We start from the raw sequence: 15514 nt of genomic DNA, 5'->3' as shown, positions 1-15514 counted from the left end.
GGAGCAGTTCCTGCGTCGGCGCGCTCCAGCGGAGGTGGGAATGCTTTTCATTCCATCTCCATCAGTTCAAGCGCGCGCCGATGCGCCGGCATATCCAGGCCGATGTCGAGGATAGGGGCGCTGTGTGTCAGCCATCCGACTGAGATGAGGTCGACCCCCGTCGCAGCAATCGACGGAGCCGTTTTCGGCGTCACCCGACCGGAAGCCTCCGTGATGGCGCGGCCACCGACGATTGCCACGGCGCGGGCAAGGTCCTCAACCGACATATTGTCGAGCAGCACTGCGTCGACTGCCAGCGTGAGCGCTGTATCGAGCTGCTCAAGGGTCTCGACCTCGACCTCGATCTTCACCATGTGCCCTGCGGTGGCGCGCGCCCGCTCTATTGCCGTGCGAATGTCGCCGGCGATTGCGATGTGGTTGTCCTTGATCAGCACGGCGTCGTCGAGCCCGAAGCGGTGATTGGCGCCGCCGCCGACGCGCACGGCGTATTTCTCCAGCGCGCGCAGTCCGGGCGTCGTCTTTCGCGTGCACACGATCTTCGCCTTGTGGCCACGCACGGCCTCGACCATCGTCGCTGTGGCAGTGGCGATGCCGCTCAGGCGGCACAGAAAATTGAGCGCCGTGCGCTCGGCCGTGAGCAGGCCTCGCGCCGGTCCGCACAACTTGGCGATAGTCTCGCCCGCCGCGACATCGCTGCCGTCAGCTCGCCAGATGTGCATGTCGATCGCAGGCTCGACGAGCATGAAGGCGAAGGCGGCCAGATCGAGACCGGCAACGATTCCCGTCTGTCGCGACTTGAGCACTAACGTGGCCGTGCGATCACGCGGGATCACGGCGTCGCTGGTCAGATCACCGCATCTGCCCAGGTCTTCGAGAAGAGCACCGCGCACGATCGGCTCGATCAGGGTTGAGGGAAGGGGTGAGAACGAATTCATGTCAGGGTGCTCCGTATCGGCGCCCGCCAGCTGAGTGCGACGGCGGTCTGTATTGCGCTGGGCAGTGTCAGCCGTGACTGGCGCGCATCTGCATCGCGTCCGGGGAAATCGGAACGACAGTGCGATCCGCGGCTCTCTTCGCGCCGCAGGGCCGCAATGGCGATCATCAGCGCGACCAAGGCGGGGCCGGAGGCAGCGCTGTCGTGAGCTGCGATCGGCAACAGGGTCGCCACCCCGTCGCGTAGCGTCTCGCTATCGCGGATGATGCCGAGCGCGGCCGAGACGATTGGGCGGATGCCGGAGGCGTCTGGCCGTCGAGGCACGAATGCGGAACACACGCGCGGTCGCCGGGTGTGTGATACGTCGGCGACGCTTTCAGCAACCCAGCTCGCTGTGACCGCCGCTTCGATAAGCGAGTTGCTGGCGAGTCGGTTCGCGCCGTGCAGACCGGTGCATGCGACCTCGCCACATGCCCACAATCCCTCGATGGAGCTGCGGCCGGCAGCGTCTACAGCAACACCGCCCATGTGATAATGTGCCGCCGGGCGCACCGGGATCGGGTCGGTCGCGGGATCGATGCCGGCCTGGCGGCACAAATCGGCGATCGCCGGAAAGCGCTTGTCAAATCTGAGGCCGAGACATTGCCTTGCGTCCAGGAACACACGGCGTCCGGCAGCGAGCTGGTGCCAAACCGCGCGCGCAACCACGTCGCGAGGCGCAAGCTCGCCCCCGGGGGTTTCAGCGAGGAAACGCTCTCCTTGCTCGTCGACGAGCACAGCACCCTCGCCGCGCACCGCTTCGCTCACCAGCGGCATCGGCCGCCGCGGACCCTCGAGGGCGGTCGGGTGGAACTGCACGAATTCCAGGTCGGCGAACTCCGCCCCGGCACAGGCGGCGAGCGCGAGCCCCTGTCCACATGAGCCAGGCGGGTTTGTCGTATCGCTAAACAAGCCGCCGATGCCGCCGGTCGCCAGGACCGCGCGGCGCGTTGGCAAGGCGATTGCGCCCGTGCACCCGGCCGCGACCACGGCGATAATCGCCCCGTCTTCCACGACAAGCCGGCGGGCCTCCATGTTTTCGAGGATAGTGATGGAGGCTGTGCGCCGTGCCGCGGCGATCAGCGCGCGGACCAGCTCGCGACCGGTGGCATCGCCCGCCGCATGCACGATCCGCCGCTGCGAGTGCGCCGCCTCAAGCCCGAGCCGCAAGGCGCCGTCAGCGCTTCGGTCGAATGCGACACCGAAGCGCTCTAGAGTCCTGATCGCTTCAGGTGCAGCTCGGACCGTTCGCCGCACCGTCGTCACGTCGCAGAGGCCGTCGCCAGCCGCGAGGGTGTCACAAAGATGAAGTTCGGGACTGTCCTCGCCGCCGACACTTGCCGCAAGACCGCCTTGGGCGAGCTCGCTGCAGGCTCCGGTTCCCAGCCCCGCATTGGACAGAAGCACAACCGGTTCCGGCGCCAGATGAAGCGCCGTCATCAGGCCTGCCACACCGGCGCCGATGATGACCGGCGCCCCGCCGATGTCATGAACGTCGAGGTTCATATGGAAAGCATGCGCTCGACCGAGCGGCGCGCGCGCCCTGCAATCCCGGGATCGATCCGAACCTCATGCCGGTTCTCCTCGAGTGCGACGCGAATGTTAGCCAGCGTGATGCGCTTCATGTGCGGACAGAGATTGCAGGGGCGGACGAACTCGACCTCGGGATGCGCGACCGCGACATTGTCGCTCATCGAACATTCCGTCATCAACACTACGCGGGGTGGTTTTTCCCGCTCGACATAATCCGACATGGCCGCGGTGGAACCCGAAAAATCCGCCTCTGTGACAACGTCCGGGGGGCATTCGGGATGGGCCAGCACGATGACGCCTGGATATGCGGCGCGCAGTTCGCGAATATCGGCCGGGGTGAAGCGCTCATGCACCTCGCAACGACCCTTCCAGGCGATGATCCCGACCTTCGTCTCGGCGGCGACGTTCTTGGCGAGATATTCGTCGGGCAGCATGATCACACGCGGCGCGCCGAGCGATTCCACCACCGCCTTTGCGTTGCCCGAGGTGCAGCAGATGTCGGACTCGGCTTTCACAGCGGCGGAGGTGTTGACATAGGTGACAATGGGCACGCCGGGATAACTCTGTCGCATCAGCCGCACGTCTTGTGCCGTGATCGAGTCGGCCAGCGAGCAACCAGCGCCGAGGTCGGGGATGAGCACGGTCTTGTTCGGATTAAGCAGCTTGGCGGTCTCGGCCATGAAATGCACGCCGGCAACGACGATGACTTGCGCCTCGACTGTCACAGCCTTGCGGGCGAGCGCCAAGCTGTCGCCGACAATGTCTGCGACGCAATGGTAGATCTCGGGCGTCTGATAGTTGTGCGCCAGGATGATGGCATTGCGCTCGCGCTTGAGCGCAAGGATGGCATCGATATCGTCCACGAAAGACGGCCATTCAATCGGCGGGATCACGCGCCGGACGCGCTCGTAGAGGAACGCGGCCGTAGGCAGCACGGCGCTCATTGATGCCCCCGCTTATACTCTAGTTGAAGATAACCAGCATATACTTGCCGTGAGTATAAGGGATGTCAACCCCGCGACAGCGGCAATTTTGTCCCGGCGATGGCCCTTTCGTCGAGAACGGCATGGCGGAAGCGGTAGAGCTTCGCCGGCCGACCACCAGTCTCCGCAGTGGTCTCGCCGGTCTCCTCGACCAATTCCTGTTGCTCGATGAGGCGGCGAAAGTTCGGCTTGTGGATGAGCCTGCCGGCGAGCGCCTCCACGGTTCGCTGCAGCTGCAGTAGCGTAAAGGTCGGTCGCATAAGCTCAAAGACGACGGGCCGGTATTTGATCTTGGAACGCAGCCGTGCAATGCCCGTTGCCACGATACGGCGATGATCAGCGACCATGGACTTGCTCGGCACCAGGGGAAGCGACGTCTCCCGTCCGCTTCCGGCCTCTTGGACCAGGCCTGCTTCATAAAGTAACTCATATCGCTGAAGCACGAGCTCCTCATTCCAATAACGGTCGTCGAAGCCAAAGGCGATCGCCGCCCGCTGCCGGCGTTCGCGTCGCGTAGCCGCGTCGCTGGCTCCGTCTGCCCAACCGATCAAGCGTGGTCGCACAACATCCAGCACCACCGGCGGGGTGCCGGAGCGGTGGTCCTCCCATGGAAAATAGTCGTACCAGCTTTGCCAGCCGCACTTGGATGAGCCCGTTGCCTGTTCTTTGCTGGTCAAAGCGAGATAGCTGATGGAGATGACGCGCTGCTGGCGTTCGACGCCAATTCGGTCCCGATCGGCGAAGGTGTAAAGCTGCTCGATGTACCCCAAGGGCTGGCCGGTCTGCTGCTCGACCCACCCCCTCAAACCAGATTGCGGCGACCGGTGCTCAAGCGCAAAAGGTCCGGACGGCAGGGTGTCAGCCTGGCCGATTGTTAGGAGACAGGGGTCACTTTCATTTACGGCCACGACAACGGCGATCAGGTCCACTTTGACTTCGTCCGCCTTGCCGGCTTTGTCTTTCCTGGTTCCTTTTGCCTGATCGTCCATGTTCGTGAAAGTGGTTGACCTGAGCCCGGGAGCCTTAATCGATTTAATGTAAGCGAGGCTGTCCGCACGTCAACACCGCACAGCTGCACGTCTTTTTTTAGCTCTTCGCACTCGCACAAAAATATGCCAAACGCGACACCCGCGGCGGGTAACGCTAGGGAAGGAGGCGTGGGTTGAGCGCAACTGGTGAGACAAAGGCGATGACACCGCCGGATATTCGAATGCGGAAAGGCCAGACTCCACTCGTCTGCCTGACGGCATATACTACGCCGATCGCCAGATTGGTTGATCGACACTGCGACATCGTTCTCGTTGGCGACAGCGTCGGCATGGTCCTGCACGGCCTCTCGTCGACGCTGGGCGTCACTCTCGACATGATGATCATGCACGGCCAGGCGGTGCGCCGCGGTCTGGTGCGAGCATTGATGGTCGTAGACCTGCCATTCGGTTCCTATGAAGAAAGCCCCGAGCAGGCCTTCCGCAACGCTGCGCGCCTGATGGCGGAGACCGGTTGTGCAGCGGTGAAGCTCGAGGGGGGCCAGACCATGGCCGAGACGATCCGCTTCCTCGCCGCGCGCGGCGTGCCTGTCATGGCCCATGTCGGCTTGACGCCGCAGGCGGTCAATACTCTCGGCGGTTACCGCGTCCAGGGGCGGGGAGACGATGCCGAGCGCATCAGGCGCGATGCCGGTGCGGTCACGAAGGCCGGCGCCTTTTCCGTGGTGCTGGAGAAAGTGCCCGAGCCCCTCGCAAAGCGCATCACTGCGGAGATCGCCGTCCCAACCATCGGCATCGGCGCCTCGCTCGCCTGCGACGGTCAGATTCTGGTGAGCGACGATATGCTCGGGCTTTTCAGCTCTTTCCGGCCGAAATTCGTCAAGCGCTACGCCGAACTAGGCGACCAGGCCGATGCGGCGATTGCGGCTTACGCCGCCGACGTGAGGGAACGGCGCTTTCCGGCGGCCGAACATCTCTACGCCAACGAGACGAAGGCCGGAGGCGTCACATGAGCGTGCCGATCGTTCGAACCGTTGCCGAGCTCCGCGCTGTTGCCGCGGGATGGCGTCGCTCAGGCACCCGTATCGCCGTTGTGCCGACCATGGGAGCCTTGCATGAAGGCCATCTGAGCCTCGTGCGTGCCGCGCTTCAGAAGGCCGAGCGGGTAGTCGTGACGCTGTTCGTCAATCCCAAGCAGTTCAACAGTGCCGCCGACCTTGCCGCCTATCCCCGGACGGAAAACGAAGATGCTGCCAAGCTCGTGCCGACAGGCGCACATCTGCTGTATGTGCCGGATGCAGACGAGATTTATCCAGCGGGCTTCGCCACGGCCGTTTCGGTGTCCACTCTCAGCGAGGGCCTGTGCGGCGCCTTCCGGCCCGGCCATTTCGATGGCGTGGCGACGGTCGTGGCCAAGCTCTTCCTGCAGACCGGCGCTGACTTCGCCTTCTTTGGCGAAAAGGATTTCCAGCAGCTTCAGCTTGTCAGGCGCTTGGTCCGGGACCTCGACATCCCGATCACCGTGGTCGGATGTCCGACAGTCCGCGAAACCGATGGTCTTGCACTATCGTCGCGCAATAGCCGGCTCTCGCCAGCAGAACGCGCCATTGCCCCAAAGCTGGCTTTGGTCTTGCTCGACACGGCTGAGCGGCTTGCGCGTGGCTCTCCTGTCTTGCCCATGCTTGATGAAGCGCGTGCAACAATTCTGGCGGCAGGCTATCGCGAGGTCGAATACCTGGAACTTCGCGGCGAAACAGACCTGCAGCCGCTAGCAAGGCTTGACCGACCAGCACGCTTGCTTGTCGCGGCTTGGCTCGGCGACACACGGCTCATCGATAACGTCTCAACATCCCCGGTTGGTAAGCGGCCAGGTGCGCGGCGTTCGCTTCACGGGGAAGCAGCAAAGTAATGCCGGCGATGATGGCGACCAAATCGTCCGCGTCGCATCGATGCGGGGTCATTTAGACCCAGGTTTCCGCCTGGCATCGAGCAACATTCGAGGAGGTCGCGCAAAGGGCTGATGTATCGCGTATTCGAAAACTTCGTCGAGCAACTCTCTGCAAGCGTCGATGCGGTCGACCTCCATGAGGCGATGGCGTCCGCCGCAGCCGGCTTCGACTTTCCGCTCTTCGCCTATTTCAGTTACCCGTCGGTCTCCGGCCAGACGCCGCGATTGATTTCAAATTATCCTTCATCCTGGACATCGCACTATCTGCAACTGCGCTACCACAGCCATGATCCGGTGATCCTGCGCGGGCTGCAAGGCTGGGATACTTTTGATTGGGGCGTGGATCGACCCCGCCAGTGTCTGCCGGCCTCGCAGCAAGAAATCCTGGAAAAAGCAGCTCACTTTGGCATTCGCGGCGGATTGACCATGTCCATGCATGACCATCGCGGCCGGTTTGCGGCGCTGACCTTCGCTTCCGACCAATCCCGTCCGCCTCTCTTGCGATCACTCCCTCGCTACGAAAAAGCATTGCAGCTGGTCGCAATCAACTTTCATATACATGCCCGGCGCAAGCTCGCCGAAGATTGCGTGGTGGATGGCATAACGCTGACCCCGCGGGAGTTCGAATCCCTGAAATGGGCGGCGCGCGGTAAGTCCGCCTGGGATATCAGCCAGATCCTCGGCGTCTCGAAACGCACCGTGACCTTCCATCTGGAAAACGCTAAGGCAAGCTTGGCGTGCGAACGATCAACCAGGGCGTAGCACGGCTGACTGCTTCCCGTCAGTGGAGATCCTGACTCCTTTTGTTGGAAAGCTGTAAAGGTCTACAGGCTGCATCAATGTCGGCTTTGCTCTTCGATGGCGGGAACACATCCTGCACGGAGGCGACAGATGATGCAGCTGATAACACCTGAACTCTACGGCGAGTTTCCAAACGAGCTCAACGAAATGCACGGGCTCAGGCATCGGGTCTTCAAGGAAAGGCTGGATTGGGAAGTTCAGACCGAAAGCGAGATGGAAACAGACGCATTTGACAGCCTGAACCCCGTCTATCTGCTTCTCAAGGGATCCGACTGGCGAATTTGCGGTTGCGTCCGTCTTTTACCGACTACCGGACCGACAATGTTGCGCGACACCTTTCCGATGCTGCTGGGCGAGACTGCGGCGCCCGCGAGTGCCCGCATTTGGGAGAGCAGTCGTTTCGCACTCGATCTCCCTCCATCAGCGCCTAAGTCTGGCGGACTGGCGCAAGCAACCTACGAGCTCTTCGCCGGCATGATCGAATTCGGCTTGGCGAACAATCTCACTCGGATTGTGACAGTGACCGATACGCGCATGGAACGGATCCTGCGTCTCGCAACGTGGCCGTTGTCGCGCATCGGACAGCCGAAGCCGGTCGGTAAGACGGAGGCGGTCGCCGGTTTTCTCGAGATTTCCCACGCTAGCCTCAAGCGCATCCGCTGGAGGGGACGTCTGAACGGACCGGTATTATGGCAACCGGTTCTCGGCCTGTCGGCGTAGCGCTTAACGATGCTCAGCCTGACCTATGCTCCTGCCCGCGGGCGCTACGTACGGTTGATATGCTGGCCGGACGGCGTAGTGCGAAGCTTACGACTATTTCGGTCGCTTCCCCCGCACGACCTGGGCCCAGGAAGTTTTTAGGTGCAATCCGCAATTCCAGCGTTACCACGCCAAATGGCGCGCCCCGCCGCAGACACCGAGTTTTTGGACGCCGTAAAAGCCGGATTTCTTTACGCCGCAAAAAAGCAGCAACTCCGGAATCGTTCACAGAGCAGCCAAGGCCTGCACCGCTGGACGATTGCTCCTCTCAGCGGTGCCTTCTGGTACCAAAAAAGCCCCGGCGCTGGGTCGATGCGCCGGGGCTTTGGGCACGTACGAGCTACACCAACAGTGTCCGCTTATGAACGTGCGCTAATAAAGTGAACGAATGGTGAATCGCGCAATAGCTCGCCGAACGGGGTTCGTATTCATGCTCCCATGTAAGAAGTGTGCTGGCGTGGATCAACGCTGCCGTAGGCCTAAGAGCGCACGCTCAAGGCTGGGGTGAAGCCCGCAGGATCGGTGAATTGCATGATCAGTTTGCCACCTGATTGTAAAGCACCAGCGCGTGAGGGCAACAGGTCGACCTGCATGCTACAGCATTCCCTCTTCCTCAGCAGCAGCCTCGAAGGCCGCGCGGACATCTTGGGGGGTCACCCGGTCTTCAAAGGCGTCGACGCAGGCTTGGATCTTCCACTTGGGTCCCCTATTCGGCCACTTCATGAATTCCTCAGCGGCACCTTCGACGTGGTTGACCCCGTAGGTCCTCCCAGGTCGGTCGGTCTTGACAGAGACCGGAGGGTTGAACCAGTGCAATGCGATGAGGGAAACCTAAGGGGAGAGGCGGCTGTTAAAGGAACATTCGATCCCAATAAGCGTGCAGGTCTATTGTTTCCCCGCGAGCCGACACAAGGGGGAGATGGCAGCGTCGCCGTTGCACTACCGCCTTATCACAATCGAAGCGCGCCGGACTTCCCAGCCCTCCCGTTCCAGTTCCGGCAGGCTGTGGTTCTCGCAGGGGTAGCCGACGCAGAAGTAACCGATCAGCGTCCACTCCGGCGGTGCGTCCATGATCGTCGCCATTTCGGCCGGGTCGAGGATCGAGACCCAGCCCATGCCAATTCCTTCGGCGCGCGCCGCCAGCCAAAAAGTGTGGATCGCCATCACCGCCGAATATTCGATGGTTGCGGGCATGGTCAGGCGGCCGAGCCCATGTCCCTGTTGCGTCGTGCGGTCGGCAAAGACCGCGAACTGACAAGGCGCTTCGTTCAAGCCGGCAAGCTTCAGGCGCGCATAGAGCGCGGCGCGTTCGCCGCCGAACGATGCGAGCGCCTCCGCATTGCAGCGCTCGAAGCATGTCCTGACGGCGGCGCGGCATCCCGCACTCTCGACCATGACGAAACGCCAGGGCTGGCTCAGCCCGACCGAGGGCGCAATGCTGGAGATGTCAAGCAGCCGTTCCAGCGCGCCTTCGGGGAGCGGCATCGGCTTGAATCGCCTCACGTCTCGCCGCCACAGGAAGAGATTGGCCAGATCGGCGCGAAAATCGTCCGGAAATTCCGGGTCTGACGTCATGGTGTCGTACTGCCTTTGCGAAGAAAGTAGGGGGGAGGGCAATAAGGCAGTAGGCATTAGGGCAGTAGGGCAGTAGGTTGTGCGCGTCAAGTTCTGCAAAAATGGCGTGGCATTAGCGGTGACGTTGGCGTCTCCGCCGCGCAGCCCCCGTATTTAGCGGAGCGGCGGACATGGCGGGCCGCGTCTCAGGCGGCCAATGCCCTCAGGTTCTCCTTCTTGTGCTCGCGCAGATGATCAATGTTGAGGTAGCGGGTCGCCTCGAGCCAGTTCTCGTGGATCTCCACTGATTGCGCGATTTTCCTGCTCGATTAACTGCAGAAGCGCGGCGTAACCGCCAAGCAGGCGCACCAGCGGAATATTTTCGCGCAATCCCTGTAAAGTGAAGGAGAAGGTAACTAAGGAGCGCGGCTCGTGCGCGTGAGGTATATCCGAACGTGTGCAGCAGATCGTCGCGCTCTCCCCGGACACATCCGCGCGCCACAGAGCCTCGGTGGCCGGCCGCTCGGACGCGCAGGTGGAGCCAAAAATCCACAGATGCATTCCGGTCATATGCTAGCTGCCAAGCATATGACCGGCATTTCGCAAGGCGCCTAGGAAGAGACCGGCATGGACGGTGACATCGATCTTGGCCTGCATTGACAGGGGCATGCTGGCCCAGTTCTCCAATGGCGAAATGAAATGTGAGAAAGTGCCATTGACCATGCAAGAGCGGGTAACAAGGCCTTGTCTGTCCAACGCGACCACGCCCGTCTGGTCGGCTCGATATCGGATGGCTGCGATCCGCTGGACCTCCGAGTCACCATCGACCCGCACGTCGAAAACCAGGACACCGTGGCTCCTCGTGGCTATCTCTGCGGCTTTTTGGTTGAAGCTTAGGGAAAGTGAGCGGACGCTTTCGACCGCCATCTGGAAAATCGCCAAATCCAGTTCATCCAACGCCATGTAGGCTATTGCGCGCAATATAGGGGTGATTGCAACGACGGATTCGTGTTCCAGATCGAACTGATCCTGAAGCGGGGCGCGCGCACTGTCCTTGAACTTGGGCTTCTGCACTCCCGCCGTTAACGAACTCCGTACCTTCCTCGTTACTTCGCCAATTTGCGTGTGGCCTATGCAAGCATCCGTAACGCAGATTTGGATAGGTCAGCTTCTTTCCCAGCAATGCCTCGAGGTCGCTTCGCATCTGTCCTTCTGAGCATATGCTTGGGTTTGGACATCCATGAAAGAGCCCGCTGTCGGTGCCCGGTGCGCCACGGCACGTCAGCGACCAGACTCCACCGGGTTCACAAAGTTGACTCGCTGGGGTAGGGGGACCGCAGAGAAATCTCCGGTCGCAGCCTTACCCGGTCAAAACAAGGATACCACGATGAAGACTCTCGTCATCTGCTCCGGCGGATTGGACTCCGTTTCCCTTGCTCACAGCGTGGCAGCGGAGCACGAGCTCGCCGGCCTCCTGTCTTTCGATTACGGCCAACGGCACAGGAAAGAATTGGGCTTCGCCGCTCTCTGCGCGGAGCGGCTGAACACTATGCACCAGATCATCAACATCCCCGAAATCGGCCGCGGCCTTTCCGGCTCAGCGCTCACCGATAATTTCGACGTGCCGGACGGCCACTACGCCGAAGACACGATGAAGATCACGGTAGTGCCGAACCGGAACGCCATCATGTTGGCAATTGCCTTCGGTCTCGCCACCGCGCACAAGGCCGAAGCGGTGGCGATGGCCGTACATGGTGGGGACCATTTCATCTATCCAGATTGCCGTCCGGCCTTCATCGAAGCTTTCCAGATGATGCAAGACCGGGCGCTGGAAGGCTACGCAGAGATTCGCCTTTATACGCCTTACGTCAACCTCACGAAGGGCGACATCGTCCGGGATGGAGCAAGACACGGAACGCCATTTGCGGAGACCTGGTCGTGTTACAAGGGCGGCGAGCGTCACTGCGGACGGTGCGGGACCTGCGTGGAGCGGCGCGAGGCGTTTCATCTCGCGGGGCACGCTGATCCTACCGACTACGAAGACCCTGTCTTCTGGCTCGAGGCGCTGCGGAGGAGGAGCGCCTGATGTTCCGCATCACCAAGGAATTCCACTTCTCGGCCTCGCACCAGCTCACCTCTTTGCCGCCGGATCATCAGTGCGCGCGCCTGCACGGGCATAACTACATCGGCGAAGGACCTGGACGCGCACGGCTTCGTGCGCGACTATCACGATCTGGCGCCCCTCAAACGCTATATCGACGAGAGCCTCGACCATCGGCACCTCAACGAGGTGCTGGGACATGAGCAAGTCACGGCGGAATACTTGGCCAGACATTTCTATGAATGGTGCAAGGCACGTCTGCCGGAAACCGCGGCCGTGCGGGTGAGCGAAACCCCGAAAACCTGGGCGGAATACCGGCCGTGACGGACACGTGTCCCGCAATCCGTGTGAGCGAGATATTTGGGCCCACGATCCAGGGCGAGGGAGTGCTCATCGGTTTGCCTACAGTCTTCATCAGAACCGGCGGGTGTGACTACCGGTGCTCCTGGTGCGACAGCCTCCATGCGGTGGACAGTCAATTCCGCCACGAATGGGAGATGATGCCAATCGATGCGGTGTGGCAAAGCGTCGTTGGGCTTTCCGGCGGCCGGCCAGTGATGGTGTCGCTGTCAGGCGGTAATCCGGCCATTCAGCCCTTCGGTGCGCTGATCGAGCGAGGCCATGGTGAAGGTTACCGTTTTGCGCTGGAAACCCAGGGTTCGGTGGTCAGGGACTGGTTTGCGGATCTTGATGTGCTGGTTCTCAGCCCAAAGCCGCCGTCAAGCGAAATGAGGACCGATTGGGCTGCATTCCAGGCGTGCATAGAAGCGGCGCAGCAGAAGCCGCAAATCGTGCTCAAGCTCGTTGTTTTCGACGAGAATGACTACGCCTACGCCAAAGACGCCGCGGCGCGATTTCCGCGCCTTCCGGTCTATCTGCAACCCGGCAATCACACGCCACCGCGCCCTGGCAATGAAGACGCACCTGTCGACCTGGACGGAATAATAAAACGCATGGAGTGGCTTGTGGAAAAGGTGACACACGACAGGTGGTTCGAAGCACGCGTGTTGCCGCAGTTGCACGTTATGCTCTGGGGAAACAGGAGAGGCGTTTAGTCGCGCCTGTGCGGGAAATGCGCCCTCGGATTTTCGGTTCGACCGGCCAGATGTTGACCATCTAGATCCCGATCGCAGCCACCAAGGCAAACAGGTTGCCTCGACGACCTTTCGGCCGCTGCCAGGCCGCATGTCCGCCGACGGTCTGCCCTTGTTTTTAAGAGGGCACGCGGCTGCGGCGAATGCGGCACTGCGTGAGAGGTCCTGCGCGTTATCGCGCCGCCGCTGCTTGGCACGGCACTTGCGCCCGAGATGGCAGCAGCGTTCGACCGGAGCGCCGCCAGTGAGAGGCCTTGAAGCAAGGAAGAGCCCGCCCCGATCCGGCAGGGAGAGAAACGGTGTTAGCTCCACAAGTCCACAGCGCGAACGCCGGGCCTCGTAAGCCCCATATTGCGCGGCTTTACGTTCAGGTGCTTGCCGCCGTCGCCCTCGGTGTCGCAGTGGGCTATTTCTGTCCGGGGCCCGGAGAGGCTCTGAAGCCGCTCGGCGATGCTTTCATCAAGCTCGTGAAGATCATCATCGCGCCTGTCATCTTCCTGACAATTGCGACAGGCATCGGCGGCATGAACGATCTCAAGAAGGTCGGCCGGGTCGCCGGCAAGGCAATGATCTATTTCCTCACCTTCTCGAGCCTCGCATTGATTGTCGGTCTCATTGTCGCAAATGTCGTTCAGCCAGGTGCTGGCCTCAACATTGATCCGGCGTCGCTCGATGTTCAGGCCGTGAAGGGCTATGCCGCCAAGGTCCACGAGCAGTCCGTGACCGGCTTTCTGATGAACATCATCCCGATAACGATCGTTGGTGCCTTTGCCGAAGGCGACATCCTGCAGGTCCTGTTCTTCTCGGTCCTGTTCGGCATCGCTCTGGCGATGGTCGGCGACACGGGCAAGCCTGTGCTTTCTTTGCTTCAGGCGCTCCTTGCGCCGGTGTTCAAGCTGGTCGGCATTCTGATGAGGGCCGCGCCCGTCGAAGGGGCGAGCGCCAGGCGTTCGGTCGTGGGCCTCGGCATCCCGGCCGGATATTCATTCAATCTGCACGGCACCAACATCTACATGACGCTGGTCCCCCTCTTCCTCGCCCAGGCGACGAACACGGATCTGTCGATCGGCGGTCGGATCCTGCTGCTGTTCGTCGCCTTGCTCTCTTCGAAGGGAACAACTCGCATTACCGGTGCGGGCCTCCTCACGTTGGCTGCAGCGCTCTTTGTCGTTCCGACCGCCCCAGCTGCCGGCGTGACGCTTATTCTTCGCGTCGACCACTTTATGTCGGAGTGCCGTGTGCTGACCATTTTTCTCGGCAACGCAGTGGGAAGGCTTGTTGTCGCCCGGAGCAGGGCGAGCCGGATGATGGACGATTGGCAAAGGCTCTCGCGAGCGGGTCCTTCGGCGCTCGGGCGTTGAAGGGCAGATCGCCCGGCGCGATGACCGGTCGTCTCGGCTGGCAACTCGCGAACGCCGCTCAGCTATTGCAGTCAGCCCATTGGAGCGAAGCCGTCATAAAGCAACCGCCAGATGGCGCCGGCATCGACATTGTGAGCCCCCCGCGACTGCCGATACTGCGGGAACTGCCGGGCAAGCGATCCAAAGCGACGACCAACTTTCACGCCAAAAGGCCAGCCGTTGCTGCCCCGTTAACGGCTGATTGGAGCCCGACCCCATGTCCAAGCAAAACGCCGGCCTTGTCGCCGTAATCGGTTTCTTAGTCCTCGCCTTGTCCGTGCTGGGAACGCTAAAGCGACAGCCAGATAGGTTGACGACCTGCAACGGCTCGGAGATGAACGCCTTGCTCGCGGCGGACTTGAGGATACTCATTCGGCAGCATCGCGACGCACTCCTCAACGACCTCGCCTCGCCAATCGCCGGCAATCCGCAGGGCGACGTCCCCCTGGTCTCATTCCTCGACTACAACTGCCCGCTGTGCAAGGAAATGGACCTCATTCTCCAGCAAGCCCTCAAGCATGATCCCAATCTGAGGAGTGTGCGTAAACAGCTCCCGGTCCTGGGACCTGCTTCCGAATTCGCCGCGCGCGCGGCGCTCGCCTCCCGCATACAGGGAAAATATGAGGCGTTCGATCGCGCCCTTTTTGCTTTTCCCGGCTTGGTTAACCAAAGAACCACCCTAGCCGTTGCGGCACGTGTCGGCCTCGATGTTGAGCAGCTCAAGCGGGACATGCAAGGCCCGGCCATCACCGACGCCATCGCACGCGATCGCGCGCTCGCCAACGAGCTGTACATCACCGGCACGCCGGCGTTGGTGGTCGGCGACGAAGTGATAGCCGGGGTGGTAGAGATGGCCGGGCTGCAACGCTGCATCGCCGATGTGCGCGCAAACGCCAAGATTCAGTCGTCCACAGCTGCAAAATCGGCATTTTGACCGCATCAACTGCTCTCGGGGACCAGAGTCCTGAGCGCCCGCGCGCCTGAAGGCGCGCGCCGGGTGCTCGTGCACCGAGCCCGCTTTTCTTCGACAGGCTCAGGCGGTCTCGGCCATCCGGCTTCGCCCCCTGACGCGCGCAGCCTGTCGGCTGCTGACGGTCGCCGGCCAGCCGGCCGGCGTCGATTTTGTGGTGGCCTTCCCCGGTGGCACGGGGTGGGCGGCACTCCCTTCTAGGCCAGCCGCGGCATCCCGCAACCCTCCGCTTGCCGCTCCGGGTCCTCCTCTTCGTTCCGGTCCTTCGGATGCGGTCTGCCTTCTACGGCGGGCCTTTTCGGTCGCTTTCGCCGCCCACCCCGCTTCCGGGGGAGGGCGCGATTGGCGAACGGAGGACCAGACAATGCGTGCAAACAACAAGCGTTCCGGCAGCCGAGAGGCTGGCGCGGGC

The 15514-nt window shown here is 61.9% G+C and carries 13 protein-coding genes and 3 pseudogenes; 9 read left to right on the top strand and 7 right to left on the bottom strand.

What is annotated here, in order from left to right:
- Positions 1–47: 47 nt before the first annotated feature.
- The 4 genes from nadC to MESS2_RS12970 all read right to left on the bottom strand — a co-directional run bounded on the left by nadC (position 48) and on the right by MESS2_RS12970 (position 4478).
- Complete coding sequence (gene nadC / locus MESS2_RS12985; protein WP_008874738.1) at positions 48–935, bottom strand: carboxylating nicotinate-nucleotide diphosphorylase; 888 nt, start codon at positions 933–935, stop codon at positions 48–50.
- Complete coding sequence (locus tag MESS2_RS12980; RefSeq protein ID WP_008874737.1) at positions 932–2479, bottom strand: L-aspartate oxidase; 1548 nt, start codon at positions 2477–2479, stop codon at positions 932–934. Before MESS2_RS12980 ends, nadC begins: the two co-directional genes overlap by 4 nt.
- Positions 2476–3450: a quinolinate synthase NadA gene (nadA, locus tag MESS2_RS12975; RefSeq protein ID WP_008874736.1), complete on the bottom strand. Its 975-nt coding sequence runs from the start codon at positions 3448–3450 to the stop codon at positions 2476–2478. Before nadA ends, MESS2_RS12980 begins: the two co-directional genes overlap by 4 nt.
- Before the next feature lie 65 nt (positions 3451–3515).
- Positions 3516–4478 carry an NUDIX hydrolase gene (locus tag MESS2_RS12970; RefSeq protein WP_008874735.1) on the bottom strand — a complete coding sequence of 321 codons (963 nt, stop codon included), beginning with the start codon at positions 4476–4478 and terminating at the stop codon, positions 3516–3518.
- A 173-nt stretch (positions 4479–4651) separates the two neighbouring features.
- Here MESS2_RS12970 and panB point away from each other — a divergent pair, with 173 nt between their 5' ends.
- The 4 genes and pseudogenes from panB (at position 4652) to MESS2_RS12950 (ending at position 7944) form a co-directional block, all read left to right on the top strand.
- Positions 4652–5488, top strand: coding sequence for a 3-methyl-2-oxobutanoate hydroxymethyltransferase (gene panB / locus MESS2_RS12965; protein WP_008874733.1), 837 nt, complete (start codon positions 4652–4654; stop codon positions 5486–5488).
- A complete protein-coding gene (gene panC / locus MESS2_RS12960; protein ID WP_008874732.1) occupies positions 5485–6384 on the top strand; it encodes a pantoate--beta-alanine ligase in 900 nt (299 codons plus the stop codon). The genes panB and panC overlap by 4 nt, the downstream gene beginning before the upstream one ends.
- Positions 6385–6495: 111 nt before the next feature.
- Positions 6496–7220 (top strand): annotated as a pseudogene (locus MESS2_RS12955) (LuxR family transcriptional regulator).
- A 94-nt stretch (positions 7221–7314) separates the two neighbouring features.
- Complete coding sequence (locus MESS2_RS12950) at positions 7315–7944, top strand: acyl-homoserine-lactone synthase (protein ID WP_008874730.1); 630 nt, start codon at positions 7315–7317, stop codon at positions 7942–7944.
- Positions 7945–8577: 633 nt separating this feature from the next.
- Here MESS2_RS12950 and MESS2_RS12945 read toward each other — a convergent pair.
- From MESS2_RS12945 to MESS2_RS12935, 3 genes are all read right to left on the bottom strand, one after another.
- The gene (locus MESS2_RS12945; protein WP_008874729.1) at positions 8578–8799 is read right to left on the bottom strand and encodes a DUF982 domain-containing protein; all 222 of its coding nucleotides are present in this window, start codon (positions 8797–8799) and stop codon (positions 8578–8580) included.
- A 123-nt stretch (positions 8800–8922) separates the two neighbouring features.
- On the bottom strand, positions 8923–9558 hold the full coding sequence (gene bluB, locus MESS2_RS12940; RefSeq protein ID WP_008874728.1) for a 5,6-dimethylbenzimidazole synthase: 636 nt from the start codon (positions 9556–9558) through the stop codon (positions 8923–8925).
- A gap of 552 nt (positions 9559–10110) precedes the next feature.
- Positions 10111–10500 (bottom strand): hypothetical protein, encoded by a 390-nt coding sequence (locus MESS2_RS12935; RefSeq protein WP_040592906.1) that lies wholly within the window; start codon positions 10498–10500, stop codon positions 10111–10113.
- Between the two features lie 424 nt (positions 10501–10924).
- Between MESS2_RS12935 and queC the strand changes: the two genes are divergently transcribed.
- The 5 genes and pseudogenes from queC (at position 10925) to MESS2_RS12910 (ending at position 15066) form a co-directional block, all read left to right on the top strand.
- Complete coding sequence (gene queC / locus MESS2_RS12930; RefSeq protein ID WP_008874722.1) at positions 10925–11623, top strand: 7-cyano-7-deazaguanine synthase QueC; 699 nt, start codon at positions 10925–10927, stop codon at positions 11621–11623.
- A pseudogene (locus MESS2_RS12925) lies at positions 11623–11962 on the top strand (6-pyruvoyl trahydropterin synthase family protein). The gene queC and the pseudogene MESS2_RS12925 overlap by 1 nt, the downstream one beginning before the upstream one ends.
- A complete protein-coding gene (gene queE, locus MESS2_RS12920; RefSeq protein WP_008874720.1) occupies positions 11959–12693 on the top strand; it encodes a 7-carboxy-7-deazaguanine synthase QueE in 735 nt (244 codons plus the stop codon). Before MESS2_RS12925 ends, queE begins: the two are co-directional and overlap by 4 nt.
- A gap of 338 nt (positions 12694–13031) precedes the next feature.
- Positions 13032–14021, top strand: a pseudogene (locus MESS2_RS12915) (cation:dicarboxylate symporter family transporter); the annotation flags it as partial.
- A gap of 328 nt (positions 14022–14349) precedes the next feature.
- Positions 14350–15066, top strand: a complete 717-nt coding sequence (locus MESS2_RS12910) for a DsbA family protein (RefSeq protein ID WP_008874718.1) — start codon at positions 14350–14352, stop codon at positions 15064–15066.
- Positions 15067–15514 lie beyond the last annotated feature (448 nt).

This window comes from Mesorhizobium metallidurans STM 2683 (assembly GCF_000350085.1).
Classification (GTDB): domain Bacteria; phylum Pseudomonadota; class Alphaproteobacteria; order Rhizobiales; family Rhizobiaceae; genus Mesorhizobium; species Mesorhizobium metallidurans.
The sequence above is the reverse complement of the archived record's forward strand: the minus strand, read 5'-3'. Positions and strand labels throughout refer to the sequence as shown.